This window comes from Aeromicrobium sp. REDSEA-S38_B2, from assembly GCF_001628525.1.
GTDB classification, from domain to species: Bacteria; Actinomycetota; Actinomycetes; order Propionibacteriales; family Nocardioidaceae; genus Aeromicrobium; species Aeromicrobium erythreum.
The window spans coordinates 1-17,091 of sequence record NZ_LUNH01000007.1; the positions used below are offsets into that span (position 1 = coordinate 1).

Below are 17,091 nucleotides of genomic sequence, written 5' to 3' on the forward strand. Positions count from 1 at the left end.
CCCTACGCCTGAACACCCGCCCACGCCAGACCCTCGGATGGAAGACTCCAGCCCAGACCCTCAACGAAGGGCTACTTGCAACAACCGGTTGAGCCCAACGACGGTCATGATCGCGACTACTGCCGGAATGTGACGGAGTTCGAGCAGAGCGGGCATGCCGCTGTCCTGCTTCGCCGCTCCCTGCGCAAACGCTCGGATACCGGTACGCCAGGGGTCGAGATCGTTCCCAGTGCCCCATCTCGTCGCGACCTGGAGGGAGGCGCAAAAGGGTTCGGATAGCTTCCAGAGGTCGTGCGCCTGGGCCGCGACCTTCACGTAGATCTCTTCTCCTAAGCCCTCCATAGGCCCTGCAACGCGGTCCCTATCCGCTACGACTTCACTAACCCTCTGCACCTCTCGGGAGATCAACTCGTCGAGCTCGATACGCCGCGCCTGCTCCAGCAACATGTCTTTGGTCATGCGTCGCAGCAGGTCCGGGCGGTTCACCGCCGTGGCCTGCTCTACGGCCGCCATGGCCGTCGCAGCATCGAGGCGCTTTTCGCCCATCAGGCGATGGATGGTCGTCACCAGCTCGACAGATTCTCTTGTGTACTGGTCGCCGAAGAGGTCGGAGTAGTTGAGGTCGCCCAAGACCCGCCCCGCCCCCAGGTCCCATTCGGGAACCGGCCCCCCGTCGAAACGCACAGGAATCAGCCAGGTTCGCCCTGGAGGCATTTTGCGGAACTCTTCGACTGCGAGAGTCAGTTCTTCGTTCTGGTACGACTTTTCGCGCGCACGCGACTCATCGGAAAAGCAAGCTAGGAACACGAGGGAGCCGTCCCGCACCGCTTCACGGATCTTCGCTTTCCAGATGTCCCCAGGTCCTAGAGACTTGCGATCTCTCCAGTAAGGAATCTGCGCCGCTTCAAGGACTTCGCACAGTCGATCGACGGCCTCCGTGTCTTCCTTCACGTATGACAGGAAGACGTGCTTTCCATCGACATCGCTCATGCGTTCGACCATATACGTCGGAGGGGACAACTAACGGCCTCACGCAATTGACTCGCAGGGCAGCGGACGTCGAGTCGGAGGCATAGTTCGTATCGCGAAGCGGGCCTTCGTGACATTCACCGACACTACGTTGAGCCCGAGGTAGCTGCTGCCTCCTCTTCGGGGCAGTGCTTCTGGGGCCGCTCGTGTGTTGCCGGGACAAATGTCACTGCGCCTGTCGGCCAGGCGAAACGTATCGACGTCTTCACCCCAAGATCTCGGCGCTGGCACCCGACCTAGAGGACTGGCCCCAAGAGTCGGGTGCTCAATGGAGGGCACCCGACGTCAGGATCAGACGGCGACGCCCTCCGGCCCGTCCGTCGCCAGCTCGTCGTGCTTGACGTTCAGCAGCAGCCAGATGATGGCCGAGGCGGTCCAGATCATGAAGGCGCCGACGAGGAACGCGTGGGTCGCGCCCTCGGTGAAGGCGGCCTGGCCGATGAGGGCGTTCAGTCGGTCGGCGGCGTCGGGGGAGGGGGCGGCACCCGACCCGGACGTGGCCTGGAGGGCGCCGCCGATCTCCTCGCCGCGGTTGGTCGAGAAGTGCAGGGCGACGGTGGACAGTGCGGCCAGGCCGATGGCGCCGCCCACCTGCTGCATGGTGTTGAGCACGCCCGAGCCGATGCCGGACTCCTCCGAAGGGATGCCGTGCACGGCCACCAGGGTCATCGTCACGAACACCAGGCCCATGCCGAACGCCATCAGGATGATGAACGGCGCGATCGCGGTCCAGTAGTTCACGTCGTCGCTCAGCGAGCCGCTGCCACTTGCGATGCGCAGCAGGTGGGCGGGGCTGTCGTCGACGCTGATCCGCGAGAAGCCGAACAGGGCGATGCCGGCCAGGATCGTGCCGACTCCGGCGATGAACCGCGGGTCCATGCGCGCGATCAGCTTCGACGAGAGGGTCGCGCCCATGACGATGCCGACCGTGAACGGCAGGAACGCGAAGCCCGTGTGCAGCGGGCTGTAGCCGAGCACGTTCTGGACGAACAGCGACAGGAAGAAGAACATCGCGAACATGGCCGCCGGGGTGATCATCATCGAGGCGAACGCGACCGAGCGGGCGCGGCTGGCGAAGATGTCGAGGGGCAGCAGCGGGCTCTTCACCGAGCGCTCGATCACGATGAAGCCGACGAGCAGCACGGCCGAGACGACCAGCGGCACGACGGTCGAGGTGTCGCCCCAGCCGTAGCGCTCGTCGCCGGCCCGGGACAGGCCGAAGACCAGCGCGGCCAGACCGAGGGTGCCGCTCAGGGCGCCGGGGATGTCGAGCGGCAGGCGCTGCGGCTTGCTCTCGGGCAGGAACCGCGGCGCCAGGAACGCCGCCACCAGGCCGATCGGCACGTTGATGAGGAACGTCAGCCGCCAGCCCTCGAGGTTGCCCAGCTCCAGGCCGGTCAGCCAGCCGCCGAGGATCAGGCCGATCGCCGCGCCCACACCCGACAGCGCGGCGTAGACGCTGAACGCGCGGTTGCGCAGGGGGCCCGCGGGGAAGGTCGTCGTGATGAGCGCCAGGGCGGCGGGAGCGGCCAGCGCCGCGCCGATGCCCTGCAGGCCGCGCGACGCGAGCAGCATCGGCTCGTTCTGGGCGAGTCCGCCCAACGCCGAGGCGACGGCGAACACGACGAGGCCGGTCATGAAGATCCGGCGACGACCGTAGAGGTCGGCCAGGCGGCCGCCGAGGAGCAGCAGGCCGCCGAACGCGAGGGCATAGCCCGTGACGATCCACTGCAGGTTCGCCTGGCCGATCTTCAGGTCGGTCGCGATGTAGGGCAGGGCGATGTTGGCGATCGTCGCGTCGAGCACGACCATCAGCTGCGCGATGCAGATGATGACGAGCGCCCAGCCCAGCCGGCGGTTCGTCTCGGGAGTGAGGTCCTCCGGCTCGGTGAGGTGACTCCCGGCGTCGGGGGTGGTGTCGGTCATGAGGGGTCCTTGGGGGTCTGGTCGGGGGAGTGGCGCAGGACGGCGGGGAGGATCACCTGGTCGATGACGGCGGCGACCCTCTCGGGGGTGGGCACCTCGCCGAGGACGAACTCGCGGTGCAGCACGATGCCGGCAAGGGCCGGCCCGACGATGTCGAGGTCGACATCGTCGCGGACCTCACCACGCTCGCGGGCACGGGCGAAGAGCTCCTGGGTCGCCTCGACCTTGGGGCCGAGGACCCGGGTGCGGAAGCCGTCGGCGAACTCGGCGTCGCGGCCGAGGGCCGTGAGCACGGCGCTGAAGATCGCGATCTGACGCTCGTCGGTCAGCCCCCCGCGACCGCAGTGCGAGGCGAGGAGGTCGCCGCGCAGGCTGCCGGTGTCGGGCACGGCCGCGAGAGGACCCTTCTGGGCGAGGACGGCCTCCAGGACGAGGCTGGCCTTGGTGTCCCAACGGCGGTACAGCGTGGCCTTCGACGCTCGCGCGGCGGAGGCCACGGCGTCCATCGTCAGGCGGTCGTAGCCGACGTCGGCCAGGACGTCGAGCGCTGCCTCGAGGATCTCGTGCTCACGCTCGCCCTCCACGCGAGGACGGGCGGCTGCGGCTTCGGCCGGGGTCATGGTGCTCCTGGTGCGACGGTCGCGGATGAAACGAAACGGTATCGTTCTTTCCGATGGTACGGGCACGTTTCATCGCGGCGCAACCCCTGCGCGTCGAGGATCCTCGACGCGCTGCTCGGCGTCACCGCTGGTCGCGTGTCGGCTTCGTCCGTCGGGTCGGGGTGGCGCTGCGGGGATCGTCGGGCCAGGCGTGCTTCGGGTAGCGCCCACGAAGGTCGGCGCGGACGCCCGGGTAGCCGTTGTCCCAGAAGGAGTCGAGGTCGGCGGTGACCGCGGCGGGTCGACGCGCGGGGGAGAGCAGGTGCAGCAGCACCGGGATCCTGCCGTCCGCCAGGGTCGGCGTCGCGGTCCAGCCGAAGACCTCCTGCAGTCGGACCGCGAGCACGGGCTGCTCCTGGGCGTAGTCGATCCTCACGCTCGACCCGCTGGGGACCTCCACCCGCTCGGGCGCCAGGTCGTCGAGCCGGCTCGCGTCGGGCCAGGGCAGGAGGGCGCGCAGGGCCGAGGTGACGTCGATGCGGCGGAGGTCCTGGGCGGAGCGGACGCGCGCGAGCTGCGGTCCGAGCCACGACTCGAGGGTCTCGGTCAGGGCGTCGTCGCTGACGTCGGGCCACGGGGCGCCGATCGCGCGGTGGAGGAAGTCGAGACGGGCGCGGAGGGCGGTGGCCGACTCCGACCAGGTGAGCAAGTCGATGCCCTCGACCTCCAACGCCTCCCGGATGGCTGCGGTCACCGCGTCGGCCGGCGGGTCCTTGATCGGGACCGACGAGAGCTCGATCGCGCCGAGCAGCGTGCGGCGGCGCGCCCGCACCCGACCGTCGACCCAGGTGACCTCGTCGACCTCGGTCCACGACGAGCCCGCGGCCTCGAGCGCGAGGTCCTCGGTGAGGGGCGCGGCCGAGCGGATGCGGGCCTCGCGCTGCCCGGACCGTCGGTCGGCGTCGGCGACAGCCAGCCACTCCAGGCCAGCCAGCGGGCTGGGGTCGCGGGGGTCGAAGGCAGCGCCGGTGCCGCCGGTCATCAGGTACACCGATCCGCCCGCGCGCTTCCGCGCGACGCGGTCCGGGTGGGCGAGAGCCACGACCAGGCCGACGGCGACGTCGTCGGTGAGCGATCGTGCACCGGTCGCCTCTTTTGCGTGCTCCTTCGCGATGGCCTCGAGCCGCTTCACCTGGTCGCGCCACGGCCCCGACCGGTGGCCCGAGCGCAGCGAGCGGAGCGCCGCGACGAGGTCGCCGCCGGGTGAGCGGACGTCCTCGCCCAGCATCGCCACCACCTCGGCCGCCCGCCGGGCCCCGACGAGTGGGGACCCGTCGATGAGCGCTCGCGCGAGCCGCGGGTCGACGGGCACGCTCGCCATCACGCGGCCGCGGGCGGTCGCTCGTCCGTCGTCGGTGGTCGCGCCGAGCTCAAGGAGCGTCTGCCGTGCCGTGGCCAGGGCGTGCTCGGGCGGCTGGTCAAGCAGGGCCAGGTCGCGCACGTCGTCGCTGCCCCAGCAGGCCGCCTCCAGCGCGAACGCGGTGAGGTCGGCGGTGGCGATCTCGGGCTCCGGGTGGTCGGCCAGGCGGGCGTGCTCCTCCTTCGACCAGCAGCGCAGCACGGCACCCGGTCCGAGACGTCCGGCGCGACCCGCCCGCTGCTCCGCGGCCGCCTTGCTCACCGCCACCGTCACGAGCGACGAAAGCCCGCGACGGTGGTCGGTGCGCGGCTCGCGCGAGAAGCCGGCGTCGACGACGACCCGCACGCCCGGCACGGTCAGCGACGACTCCGCGACCGCGGTCGAGACGACGACCCGGCGACGCGGACCTTCGCTGAGCGCACGGTCCTGCTCCGCGCCGGGCAGGCGTCCGTGCAGGGGGCGCACGTCGGCGTCGACGTCGTGCAGCCGGCGCATGGTCGCGTCGACCTCCGCGACGCCCGGCACGAAGACGAGCACGTCGCCCTCGTGCTCGGCGAGCGCCCGGCGGACGGTCGAGGCGACGTGGTCGTGGAAGGCCGGGGTGATGCCGCGGTCGTCGGTCCGACGCACGCCGGGAGGCGCCGAGGACCACATGGACTGCACGGGGTGCAGGGCGCCCGGGACGTCGACCACCGGCGCCGGCTCCTCGACCGAGGCCAGCAACCCTGCAGTCCGCTCCGCCTCGACGGTGGCCGACATCGCGATGAGGACGAGGTCGTCGCGCAGGTTGGCGCGGACGTCGACGAGCAGCGCGAGGGTCAGGTCGGCGTCGAGGTGGCGCTCGTGCACCTCGTCGAGCACGACCGCGCCGACGCCGGCCAGCTCGGGGTCGTGCTGGATGCGTCGCAGCAGGAGCCCGGTGGTGACGACCTCGACCCGCGTGCGCCGACTCGTCTTCCGGTCACCGCGGACGGCGTACCCGACGGTCTCGCCGACCGGCTCCCCGAGCAGGTGCGCCAGCCGTCGCGCGGCGGCGCGAGCGGCGATCCGGCTCGGCTGCGTGACGACCACGCGACCCTCGACGGCCACCGCGACCGCAGGCGGGACGAGCGTCGTCTTGCCGGTCCCGGGAGGAGCCTGGACCACCGCGACGCCCCGACCTCGCACCGCCTCGCCCAGCGCAGCCAGCCCCGCGACGACCGGCAGGTCGGGCGGCGCGGCGAGGAGGTTGTGGAGCGGGTCGGGCACGTGTGCAGTGTGCCTGAGGGGTGCTGCCGCGATCTCGAAAGATTGCAAAGCAAGCGATCTCTCTTCTGAAAGCTTGCTTTGCGGTCAGGCTCTTCCGCTGGCGAGGTCGACGTGCTCGTTACTTCCGGCACAGTTCTTTCTGTCGGTGGAGGTAGGGATGCTGACCGTGTGTCGAGCTCACCTCCTACCGCGACCGCCGGATACCCAACTTTTGATGCCGACGCCTTCACGTCGGCTACTCAAACGTGGATGCAGGGGCAGCCGGAACCGGCAAAGGCTCAAGTTCGTCCGGCGGCAGAGGGCGGCAATCCCCTCGCTTCGGCATTGCTTGCTTGGTTTCTGCATCAGCAGGGAGAAGCCGGCTGGCGAGAGGCGATCCCATTCGCAGAGACTGCGGTGCGGGGAGGGTTTCCACAGGCGGCCGGATATGTCGTTGGCACGATGATGGGAGATCCATCTCTTCGGTCGAAGGCGGTTGACCTCGCTCGACTCGCGGCCCCACTCGGCCTCAACTATGTCGATCCTCTCGGTCAAGCGGTCAACTTCGCTCAGCAAGGGGATGTCGCGGGAGTGGGCGCGATGACTTCGCTGCCCTGGACGACTCCGTTTCCAATCGAAAGTGATCAGTGGACGACCGTGCTGGAGGCCGCCAGGTCGTCGTCGTCCGCAATCGACTCTGTGCGCAAAGAGGCGGAGGATCGTGCAGAGAAGTTGCGATCAGCTGCCGATGAGCTCTCAGAGCACTTCGAGAGCAGCAAGGCAAGCATCGACTCGCAATCGTCTCGCTTGAAAACCCTGATCACCCAGACCACTAACGCGCAAGCCTCCTCTTTTTTCGACTCGGAGGCGCAGGCTGCCGAGGGGCAGGCCAACAAGGCGTGGAATGTGGGAATTGGGATCGTCGTGTTCGGCGCTTTCCTCTCTCTCATTCCCCTGATTGCTCACTACTGTGCCCTCTTCGGCGGTCATGGTCTTCGGCTGTCGGAGACTCAAGTCCTCGGAGCCCATTTGACCGCCGCACTGGCTTTGGCTGCGGTCGCGGGCGTGCTGTTGACGCGGTCTCGGGTACGCGACAGAAACCGACAGCGAAATCGGGACCTCTCCGTGGCTCTCAACACCATGTTCGCCTACGGGGAGCAGATCGAGGACGCGACGGAGCGGCAACGTTTCATTCACGACATGGGTCGGACGGTGATCGAGGCGTATCTGCAACAAGACTCAGCGGGTCCTGATGATGGGCTCTCGGGCATTCTGAGTGCCCTCATCAGGCGATAGTCAGCACCACGGTTGTCCTGCCGGATGAAACCGGTCGTGCGGTGAGTCTTGTCGCTCAGGGAGGGCGACGCTGACCGGACGGTCGGCCTTGGTGACGGCCGTTCACTGCGAAGTGTCGCGTAGAGACTGAATCGTGCTCTCAGCGGCACATTTGCGCTGCAGCTGCGTCTCAACTCGCACGAAAGTCACGTATAGAGGCGAACTCGGTCATGATGCTTCCTCGCGACGAACGTCGAGAGCCACCCTGGACCTCCGGGCGATCCCCGGACGCCGTCGCGGTACGCCACGTGGTCGTGGACGCGGGCCCAGAAGGCTCGCGGCGACCCGCTGGGCGACCGCCCGTCCTGCGACCGAGCGAGGCCCCGATGACCGAGCTGCTCCCTGCCCCCACGTCCGCCGACACCTCCGCGACCCTGCGGGAGGTGGCCGAGCGAGTGCGGTGGATCGCCACCGCCATCGTCGACGCCGCCAACCACGGGCGGCCGAACGCATCGGGGGTGAAGGTCGGCGGGCACCAGGCGTCGAGCGCGTCGATGGTCGACATCATGACCGCCCTGTGGTTCTCCGAGCTGGAGCGCGACGACCGGGTGTCGGTCAAGCCGCACGCCTCGCCGGTGCTGCACGCCGTCAACTACCTCCTCGGCGACCTCGACGCCTCCTACCTCGGGCGGCTGCGCGAGAAGGGCGGCCTGCAGAGCTACCCCAGCCGGCTCAAGGACCCCGACACTCGGCATCGGCGCGACGGCCGCGATCTGGGCCGCGCTCGCGCACCGCTACCTCGACTCGCGCGTCGCCGACGTCGCCCCCGCAGGACGGTTCATCAGCCTCGTCGGCGACGCGGAGCTCGACGAGGGTGCCGTGTGGGAGGCCGTCGCCGACCCTGCCGTCGCCGGGCTCGGCGAGGTGCTGTGGGTGGTCGACGTCAACCGCCAGTCGCTCGACCGTGTGGTGCCGGACGTGCAGGTCCACCGCCTCGAGGGGATGTTCGAGGCCGCGGGCTGGCAGGTGCTCACCCTGGCGTGGGGCCGGACGATCACGTCCCTCTTCGAGCGCCCCGGAGGCGCCGACCTGCGCCGCCGGCTCGAGTCGATGCCCAACGAGGAGTACCAGCGGATGCTGCGCGCCGACCCGGCCGAGCTGCCCGACCGCATCCTCGGCGACGACGCCAGCGCGGAGCTGACGGCGCTCGTCGGGTCGCTGTCCGTCGCCACCCTCGCCGAGGCCGTGCGCGACCTGGGCGGGCACGACCTCGACCTCCTCGTCGACACGTTCCGCCACGTCGACACGCACCGACCGACGGTCGTCCTCGCCTACACGATCAAGGGCCGCGGGCTGCCGATCGAGGGCCACCCGGCCAACCACTCCGCGCTGCTCACCGAGGAGCAGATGGACGCCTACGCTGCGGAGGTCGGTGCCGACCGCGCCGACCCGTGGCGGGCGTTCGAGCCCGGCTCCGCCGCCGACCAGCTCTGCCGCCGACGGGGTGAGGCGCTGCGCCGCGAGCCCGTCGCCACACCGACCGTCGACGCCCTGCCCGTGGCCCTGGGCCGGTCGCACCGCGCCCCGGTGTCGACGCAGGCCGCACTCGGCCGGTTCCTCGTCGACCTCACGCGCGAGGCGCCCCAGGTCGCGGGGAAGGTCGTCACCTGCAGCCCCGACGTCGCCTCCTCCACCAACCTCGGCGGCTGGATCAACAAGACCGGTGTCTGGTCGGCGCAGGACCGACGCGACTGGTTCGCCGACGACGCGCAGCGCACGCTGCGCTGGGCCGAGGGCACCGGAGGTCAGCACATCGAGCTCGGCATCGCCGAGGTCAACCTGGTGGGCCTGCTCGGCGAGCTCGGCACCACCTGGAGCCGGTGGGGCGAGCGGCTCATCCCGCTCGCGACGCTCTACGACCCCTTCGTCGCCCGGGCGCTCGAGCCGTGGTCGTACGGCATGTACGCCGGCGGCCAGTCGATCCTGGTCGGCACGCCCTCGGGCGTCACGCTCGCGCCCGAGGGCGGCGCGCACCAGTCGATCACCACCCCGTCGATCGGGCTCGAGCAGCCCGGCTGCGTCGCGTGGGAGCCGGCGTTCGCGCAGGACCTCGAGTGGTGCCTGCTCGCGGCGATGGGCCAGGTGGGCCGGCCCGACGGCACGTCGGCGTACTTCCGACTGTCGACCCGTCCGCTCGACCAGACGGCAGCCCGCCTCCCCGACGACCCCGACCTGCTCGAGCGACGTCGACGGCACGCCGTCGCGGGCGGCTACCGGCTGGGCGACCCCGCTGGTGGTGACGACGTGACCCTCGTCGGCGTCGGCGCGGTCATGCCCGAGGTGCTGGCCGCCGCCGACAGGCTCGCGTCAGTCGGCGTCCGGGCGGGCGTCGTGTGCCTCACCAGCCCCGACCTCGTCTACCGCTCCTACGACGCGCGCGGTCGCGTGGGCGCGCACCACGCGAGCGACATCGCGGAGGTGCTGTTCCCGGCCGCGCACCCCGCCCCGCTGGTCACCGTGATGGACGGCCACCCGCACACGCTGTCGTTCCTCGCCGGCCTGCGAGGCGACCGGCTGGTCGGGCTCGGCGTCCGCGAGTTCGGCCAGTCGAGCGACGTCGACGACGCGTACCGCCTGCACGGCATCGACACCGCCTCCATCGTCGATGCCGCGCTCACCCTCGCCGGACGGTGACCGTCCGCCGGCACCCGTGGTCGGAAGCAGGCCTGCCCTACCCTGGGTGCCTCCGACAGGGAGGTGCGTGATGGCGCAGGCCGGTGACGGGTCGCGGGCGACCCCACGGGCGGCACGTCTCGACGACGTCGACCGCCGTCTGCTCGACCTGCTGCGCCGCGACGCGAGGGCGCCGGTCAGCGAGCTGGCGCGGGCGGTGAACCTGTCGCCCGGCCCGGTCAGCCGCCGGATCGACCGCCTCGAGCGGATCGGCGTGATCAAGGGCTACGTCACCGTCGTCGACGACCGGGCCGCCGGCGACCTCGACGCGTTCACCGAGATCCGGCTCACCGGCGACACCGAGACCGGCGAGCTCGAGCAGCTCCTACGCGGGATCGAGGAGGTGCAGAACGTCTTCACCATCGCGGGCGACCCCGACGTGCTCGTTCGGCTGCGCGTGCACGACGTCGACCACCTGCAGCGGGTGGTCAACCGCATCCGCCGCACCGGACGCACCACGCACACGAAGACGCTCATCGTCATGCGCGACTGGGCGCGCGGCGAGGACCTCGACGACTGACCGAGGAGCCGTCAGGCCGGCGGCTCGGGGAGCGCGTCGAGGCTGGTGAGCAGCACGTCGACCGCCCACGTGGTGAGCGTGCCGACGTCGAGCGTGTCGTCGGCCGCCACCTCCTCGGCGCACGTGTCGAGCACGGCCACCCAGCTGCTCATCGCCACCCGGTGCAGGGGGGAGAGCGGCTGGGGCAGGCCGACGACCTCGGCCACCGTGGCCGCGCCCTCGAGCCGCGCCTCGCGCAGCAGCTGCCGCACCTCCGGCTGTGCCGCGGCGGCGCCGTGCAGGAGCGCGAGGTACCCCTCGCGATAGGTGGCGAGGAACTCCAGGTGGCGCCCGACGAAGCCCTCGAGCCGCTCCCGGACGGTGGTCTCGTCGGGGCGAGGCGCCTGGTGCGCGCTCACCTCGGCGAGCACCTGCCGCAGCGCCTCGGCCGCGATCCCGCGCTTCCCGCCGAAGTAGTACGACACGAGCCCGTGCGCCACGCCTGCGCGCGCGGCGACGTCGCCGACGCCCACGTCGTCGTAGCCACGCTCGACGAACAGGGCGATGGCGGCGTCGAGGAGTGCCTGGCGCCGGTCCACGCGGGGTGGTCGCGGCGTCCGTGCCTGGTCCTGCGTCGTCACGCCACCACAGTAGGCCACCCGTCTCGATCTTGACGACTGGTCAAGTTCTTGACTCACGATCAAAAAGCGTCCTACGGTTGGGGGAGAGAGCCGTCGACGAAGGAGCACCTGTGGCGACCAACCTGCTGCGATACCGGACCGGCGCGTCCGCGGACCCGGCCTGGGGCGTGCTCGGTGTCGACGGCTTCGTCGCCCCGCTCGACGGCGCCTACGCCACCACCGGCGACCTCGTCGAGCACGGCGAGGACGACTGGCGGGCTCGTGCCGCCGAGTCCGGCTCGGTCGCGCTCGACGACGTCGAGGTGCTCTCGCCGGTCACCACCCCGTGCCGCGTGATGTGCCAGGGCGTGAACTACCGCGAGCACGCGATCGAGTCGGGGATGGACCCCGACGCCCTCGACTTCAACCTGTTCTTCGACAAGACCGACGCGTCGGTCACCGGACCGTTCGACGACGTCGTGCGGCCGGCCCACGTGCGCCTGCTCGACTACGAGATCGAGATGGCCCTGGTGCTGCGCAGCCGCGTGCGCGGGCCGGTCACCGTCACGCGCGATAACCTCGCCGACCACGTCTTCGCCGTGACCGTCGCCAACGACCTCTCCGCCCGCGACGTCCAGCTGCCGCAGGGCCAGTTCCTCAAGGGCAAGAGCTACCGCGGGTTCTGCCCGGTGGGCCCGTACCTCACCGTCCTGGAGCGCGACGAGATGAGCCTCATCGACGAGCTCGACCTGACGCTCGCGGTCAACGGCGAGGTGCGCCAGCACGACAGCACGCGCCACCTGCTCCACAAGCCGGCCGAGACCCTGACCGAGCTGAGCACCTTCTGCGACCTCGACCCCGGCGACCTGCTGCTCACCGGCACGCCGTCCGGCATCACGGCGGGCTCGCCGCCCGCCGTCGTGCGACGTCTGGCCACCGCGATCCTCGGCGAGCGTCGGCTCTGGCAGGCGTTCGTGCGCACCAACCTGAAGAAGCCGTACCTGGTGCCGGGCGACGTCGTCACGGCGTCCATCAGCCACCCGCTGGGAGCCGCCGACCTCGGCACCCAACGCACCACCATCGTCGCCCCACGCGACGTCTGACGCCCCGAGAGGACGACCATGGCACAACAGGACGAGCGCACCGCCGAGCGCACCCCCGGTCCCTGGGACGAGGCCCCCGACTTCCTCGCCCACTGGGTGGTCAAGACGGCCCGGCGGCGCGAGATGACCGAGTGGTACGCCACCGTGTTCGGCGCGCGCGTGGTGCACGAGGACTCCGAGCTCACGTTCCTGAGCTGGGACCACGAGCACCACCGGTTGGCGCTGATCGGCGTGCCCGGCTTCGTGCGGTTCCTGTTCCCGTTCGCGCGGTACCGCCGCAAGATCTACGGCGTCGACCACCTGGCCGTGCAGTTCCTCTCCATCGAGAAGCTGCTCGACACCTACGAGCGGCTGAAGGGTCGCGGGATCGATCCCGTCTGGGCCATCAACCACGGTCCGACGACGTCGCTCTACTACGAGGACCCCGACGGCATCCGCCTGGAGTTCCAGGTCGACAACTTCCCGACCATCGAGGAGACGGCCGCCTTCTTCGGCACGAAGGAGTTCGAGAGGAACCCGATCGGCACGATGTTCGACCCCGACTACCTGCTCGCGCGGCTGCGCCGGGGCGACGACCCCGCCGACCTCCTGGTGCCGGGCGCGGGCACCCCGCCGGGGCAGAAGCCGCGGACCAACAAGAAGACGATCACGTGGAAGACGCTCTGACGGTGCCCGGCCCGCCCGTGACGATCGTCGGTGCGGGCGCGGCCGGCTCGACCCTCGCCCTGCTGCTGGCCAGCCGCGGCGTCGCCACCACCGTCCTCGAGCGTCGACGTCAGCCGCTGACGCACCCCGCGGCCCACGTCGTGAACGCGACGTCGCTGGAGATCTGGGAGAAGGCCGACCCGCTGCTCGCGTCGACCGTGGCCGCGCTGAGCCCGCCGCTGTCCGAGCTCGGCACGATCCGCTGGGCGTCGGACCTGCACGACCCGATCGCCGACCTCAACTTCCTCGACGACGCCGACGAGGTGGCTGCCGTCCGGACGTACAGCCCGTACCTGCGATCGCACGTGGGCCAGCACCAGCTGATGCGCGAGCTGTGGGCCGCGCTCGACCGCGCACCGCTCGTCACGTTCGTGCGCGGCGTGGAGGTCGAGGACCTGAGCGTCCTGCCCGACGGCACGCAGCGCGTCGGGCTGACGTCCGAGCTCGGTCGTGAGGACGTCGACAGCGCGTTCGTCGTGGCGGCCGACGGTGCCAACAGCCGGCTCCGCGACGTCGCCCGTCTCCGGCTCGAGGGGCCCGTGCTCGCGCGCATGGGCAGCGCGTTCTTCCGCGCCCCCGACCTCTACCCGGCCGGTGCGACCCGACCGCTGCTCACCTGGATCTATCGGCCCGACTTCGCCGGCGTGATGATCGCCCACGCCGACGACTGCTACGTGCTCATGACGGTCTACCTGCACCCGGGGCAGGAGGTCGCGCAGTCGAGCCGGACGTACTGGGAGTGGATGGTGCCCACCATCCTCGGCCGCGACCACGACGTCGAGATCCGCTCCACCGGCACGTGGGAGATGACCTCGCAGGTCGCCACCTCCTTCCGGCGCGGGCGCCTGATCCTCGTCGGCGACGCGGCGCACCGCTTCCCGCACACGGGCGGTTTCGGGCTCAACAGCGGCGTGCAGGACGCCGACAACCTCGCCTGGAAGCTCGACGCCGTGCTGAGCGGCGAGGCGAGCACGTCGCTGCTCGACACGTACGAGCAGGAGCGGCGACCGGTCGTCGAGCGGTTCGCGGAGTACAGCGTCGCGAACCACCTGCGGCTCGACGAGGTGACGAAGGTCGTGGGGGTGACCAACCGCTCGCTCCGGCAGGCCACGCGTGCCGTCAGCAGCCCGCCGCTCTCGTGGCTGCCGGCCCGCGTCATGGCGCCTCTCGCCGAGCGCGCCACGCGCCTGCAGCTCGGGCGCACGGCGGCCCTGCGGGGCACCACGGCGGCCGGCGAGCGCGCACGGCAGCACGTCGTCGACACCGTGCCGGGCCAGATCGAGCACTTCGTGGCCACCGGGCTGGAGTTCGGCTACGCCTACGGGGGTCGGCTGGTGGACCGCGAGCCCGGCGAGCAGCCCGTGGTCGACGAGGGCGTCCTGCGGCACCGCCCCACCACCTGGCCGGGCTGCCGCCTGCCGTACCTGCCGCTCGACGACGGACGCTCCGTCCACACGCTCGTCGAGGACCGCGGGCTCACCCTGCTGACGTTCGACCCCGACGCATGGGAGTCGTGGGTCGAGGCAGTGGGGGAGCGCCTGCCCGTCCCGGTCGTGGTGCGGGAGGTGCGACCGGCCGGCCCGCGCCCCGACGCGGTCCGGCTCCTCGAGGTGGGGGAGCGCGGCGCCGTCGTGGTGCGCCCCGACGGCCACGTCGTCTGGCGCTCCGGTCAGCCTCCGCTGCAGTCGGGCGTGCGGCTGGCGCTGTTCCTGCACCGGTCGTGGGGGCCCGTCTGGTCGGGCTCCGCGGCGCGCGCCACGGCGGCCCGCTGACCTCACGGGACGCCAGGGCGGTGCGCGACGAGACCCGTCGTTCCGCCAGAATCCCTCCATGCCCCTGAACTGGACCCTGCACCACGACGGCAAGACGATCCCCGACGGCGAGATCGTCCGGCCGGGCGAGCGGCTGACGTGGCCGCGGACCATCGGGCTCGGTGCGCAGCACGTGGTGGCGATGTTCGGCGCGACGTTCCTGGTGCCGACGATCACCGGGTTCCCGGTCACGGCCACGCTGTTCTTCTCCGGCCTCGGCACGATCCTGTTCCTCGTCCTCACGCAGAACCGGCTGCCCAGCTACCTCGGGTCGTCGTTCGCGTTCCTCGCGCCGATCGGCGCGGTTGCCGCGTCGGGTGCGTCGATCGAGGTGGCCATGTTCGGGATCCTCGTCACGGGCGTGCTCCTCGCCGTGGTGGGGGCGATCGTCGTCCGGACCGGCATCGGCTGGATCAACGCCCTCATGCCGCCCGTCGTGGCAGGCTCGATCGTGGCGCTCATCGGCTTCAACCTCGCGCCCACGGCGATCAAGAACGCCCAGGCCGGGCCGTGGATGGCGGTCGTCACCCTCGTCGTCCTCGTGCTCACCGTCGTCGTGTTCAAGGGACTCGTCGGACGGCTGTCGATCATCGTCGGCGTGCTCGCCGGCTACGTCTACGCGGCCGTCACCGGCGCGCTCGACTTTCAGCCCGTCCGCGACGCGAAGCTGTTCGGGCTGCCCGACTTCAGCACCCCCGAGGTCAGCTGGGTCTTCATCCCCGCGTTCCTCCCGGTGGTGCTCGTGCTCATCGCCGAGAACGTCGGCCACGTGCGCAGCGTCGCGCAGCTCACGGGCGACGACACGATCAACGAGCGCACCGGCCGCGCGCTGCTGGCCGACGGCATCGCGACCAGCATCGCCGGCGCCGGCGGCGGGTCGGGCACGACGACCTACGGCGAGAACATCGGCGTCATGGCCGCCACGCGCGTCTACTCGACGGCGGCCTACTGGGTGGCCGGCGCCATCGCGGTCCTGCTGTCGTTCTCGCCGAAGATCGGGGCGCTGATCAACACCATCCCGACGGGTGTGCTCGGCGGCGTCACCATCGCGCTCTACGGCCTCATCGGCATCGTCGGCATCAAGATCTGGATCGACAACCACGTCGACTTCTCGGTGCCGGTCAACCAGCTCACCGCCGGCGTCGCCCTCGTCATCGGCATCGGCAACCCCGAGCTGAAGGTCGGCGACATGGTCTTCAACGGCATCGCCCTCGGCACCATCGCCGCGCTCGTCGTGTTCCACGTGATGACGTTCGTCGAGAAGCGGCGACAGACGGTCTGAGCCGGCTTCGCAGTCGCGTCGCAGCGGTCTCGCAGCACCTGTGCCGAGGCTCCTTCGTGTGGCCGGACGGACCGTCCACACGAAGGAGGACCGATGTCCACGTTCCGACAGAAGCTGCTCACGACCCTTGCCGCGGTCGTCGCGCCCCTGGCCCTCGTGGCCGCCCCGGCTGCGTCGTCGCAGGCTGCCGAGACCGATGCCGCCAGCGGCCGGTGGGTGACGGTGAAGCCCGGCTACGACCCGAGCCAGATCGGCCCCGGAGACAACCGCGTCACCCGTGGGGGGATCGACGGACTCGGGAGCAACAGGTCGACCTACTGCGCGGGCAAGACACAGCCCGGCACGATCCGACTCAAGAACTACCTGCAGCACTACTTCCCGACGACCCGCGCCAGCGGCCTCTACAACTGCCGCAAGATCGCCAACAGCAACGAGTGGAGCCTCCACGCCGAAGGTCGCGCGGTCGACCACTTCCTCAACGTGAACAACGCGGCGCAGAAGAAGGCCGGCGACGCGATCCTCTACGCGTTCACCAAGAAGGACAAGAACGCGGTGCCCGCCGGCCTGGCGCAACGGTGGGGCGTGCAGGAGATCATCTGGAACTGCAAGATCTGGACGGCGGCCCGCGCCGACGAGGGTGTGCGCGCCTACGGACCGTGCAGCACCAGCTCGAGCCCCACGATCCGCCACGAGGACCACGTGCACATCGCGCAGCACCGCGTGGGTGCGGCCGAGGGCACGACCGCGTACACCGGCTACCAGGTGTGGCTGCCCGACGCCGTGTAGGACGGGCCTGGCCGGAGGAACGTCGACGTCGTGCTCCGGGAGTCTCAGCGGTGGCTGGCGCGCGTCATCGAGCCCG

Annotated in this window: 13 protein-coding genes; 8 read left to right on the forward strand and 5 right to left on the reverse strand. The window is 70.7% G+C overall.

The window, feature by feature from the left end:
* Positions 1–60 precede the first annotated feature (60 nt).
* From A6Q81_RS01410 to hrpB, 4 genes are all read right to left on the reverse strand, one after another.
* The gene (locus A6Q81_RS01410; protein WP_286689262.1) at positions 61–990 is read right to left on the reverse strand and encodes a toll/interleukin-1 receptor domain-containing protein; all 930 of its coding nucleotides are present in this window, start codon (positions 988–990) and stop codon (positions 61–63) included.
* Between the two features lie 330 nt (positions 991–1,320).
* Positions 1,321–2,955, reverse strand: coding sequence for an MFS transporter (locus tag A6Q81_RS01415; RefSeq protein WP_286689263.1), 1,635 nt, complete (start codon positions 2,953–2,955; stop codon positions 1,321–1,323).
* On the reverse strand, positions 2,952–3,575 hold the full coding sequence (locus A6Q81_RS01420; protein ID WP_286689264.1) for a TetR/AcrR family transcriptional regulator: 624 nt from the start codon (positions 3,573–3,575) through the stop codon (positions 2,952–2,954). Before A6Q81_RS01420 ends, A6Q81_RS01415 begins: the two co-directional genes overlap by 4 nt.
* A gap of 121 nt (positions 3,576–3,696) precedes the next feature.
* Positions 3,697–6,222, reverse strand: a complete 2,526-nt coding sequence (gene hrpB / locus A6Q81_RS01425) for an ATP-dependent helicase HrpB (protein ID WP_286689265.1) — start codon at positions 6,220–6,222, stop codon at positions 3,697–3,699.
* A gap of 249 nt (positions 6,223–6,471) precedes the next feature.
* Here hrpB and A6Q81_RS01430 point away from each other — a divergent pair, with 249 nt between their 5' ends.
* From A6Q81_RS01430 to A6Q81_RS01440, 3 genes are all read left to right on the forward strand, one after another.
* A complete protein-coding gene (locus A6Q81_RS01430) occupies positions 6,472–7,497 on the forward strand; it encodes a hypothetical protein (RefSeq protein ID WP_286689266.1) in 1,026 nt (341 codons plus the stop codon).
* Positions 7,498–8,247: 750 nt separating this feature from the next.
* Positions 8,248–10,170 (forward strand): transketolase-like TK C-terminal-containing protein, encoded by a 1,923-nt coding sequence (locus A6Q81_RS01435; RefSeq protein WP_286689274.1) that lies wholly within the window; start codon positions 8,248–8,250, stop codon positions 10,168–10,170.
* A gap of 70 nt (positions 10,171–10,240) precedes the next feature.
* Entirely contained in the window at positions 10,241–10,729 is a 489-nt protein-coding gene (locus tag A6Q81_RS01440) for an Lrp/AsnC family transcriptional regulator (protein WP_067859468.1), read from the forward strand.
* Positions 10,730–10,740: 11 nt separating this feature from the next.
* Here A6Q81_RS01440 and A6Q81_RS01445 read toward each other — a convergent pair whose 3' ends face one another.
* Complete coding sequence (locus A6Q81_RS01445) at positions 10,741–11,349, reverse strand: TetR/AcrR family transcriptional regulator (protein WP_286689267.1); 609 nt, start codon at positions 11,347–11,349, stop codon at positions 10,741–10,743.
* 110 nt (positions 11,350–11,459) lie between these two features.
* Between A6Q81_RS01445 and A6Q81_RS01450 the strand changes: the two genes are divergently transcribed.
* The 5 genes from A6Q81_RS01450 (at position 11,460) to A6Q81_RS01470 (ending at position 17,015) form a co-directional block, all read left to right on the forward strand.
* Positions 11,460–12,431 carry a fumarylacetoacetate hydrolase family protein gene (locus tag A6Q81_RS01450; protein ID WP_286689268.1) on the forward strand — a complete coding sequence of 324 codons (972 nt, stop codon included), beginning with the start codon at positions 11,460–11,462 and terminating at the stop codon, positions 12,429–12,431.
* An 18-nt stretch (positions 12,432–12,449) separates the two neighbouring features.
* Entirely contained in the window at positions 12,450–13,097 is a 648-nt protein-coding gene (locus tag A6Q81_RS01455) for a VOC family protein (protein WP_286689269.1), read from the forward strand.
* A complete protein-coding gene (locus tag A6Q81_RS01460) occupies positions 13,082–14,908 on the forward strand; it encodes an FAD-dependent monooxygenase (protein ID WP_286689270.1) in 1,827 nt (608 codons plus the stop codon). Before A6Q81_RS01455 ends, A6Q81_RS01460 begins: the two co-directional genes overlap by 16 nt.
* 58 nt (positions 14,909–14,966) lie before the next feature.
* Positions 14,967–16,229 carry a uracil-xanthine permease family protein gene (locus A6Q81_RS01465; protein WP_286689271.1) on the forward strand — a complete coding sequence of 421 codons (1,263 nt, stop codon included), beginning with the start codon at positions 14,967–14,969 and terminating at the stop codon, positions 16,227–16,229.
* Positions 16,230–16,322: 93 nt separating this feature from the next.
* Positions 16,323–17,015 (forward strand): VldE C-terminal domain-containing protein, encoded by a 693-nt coding sequence (locus A6Q81_RS01470; RefSeq protein WP_067859452.1) that lies wholly within the window; start codon positions 16,323–16,325, stop codon positions 17,013–17,015.
* Positions 17,016–17,091 lie beyond the last annotated feature (76 nt).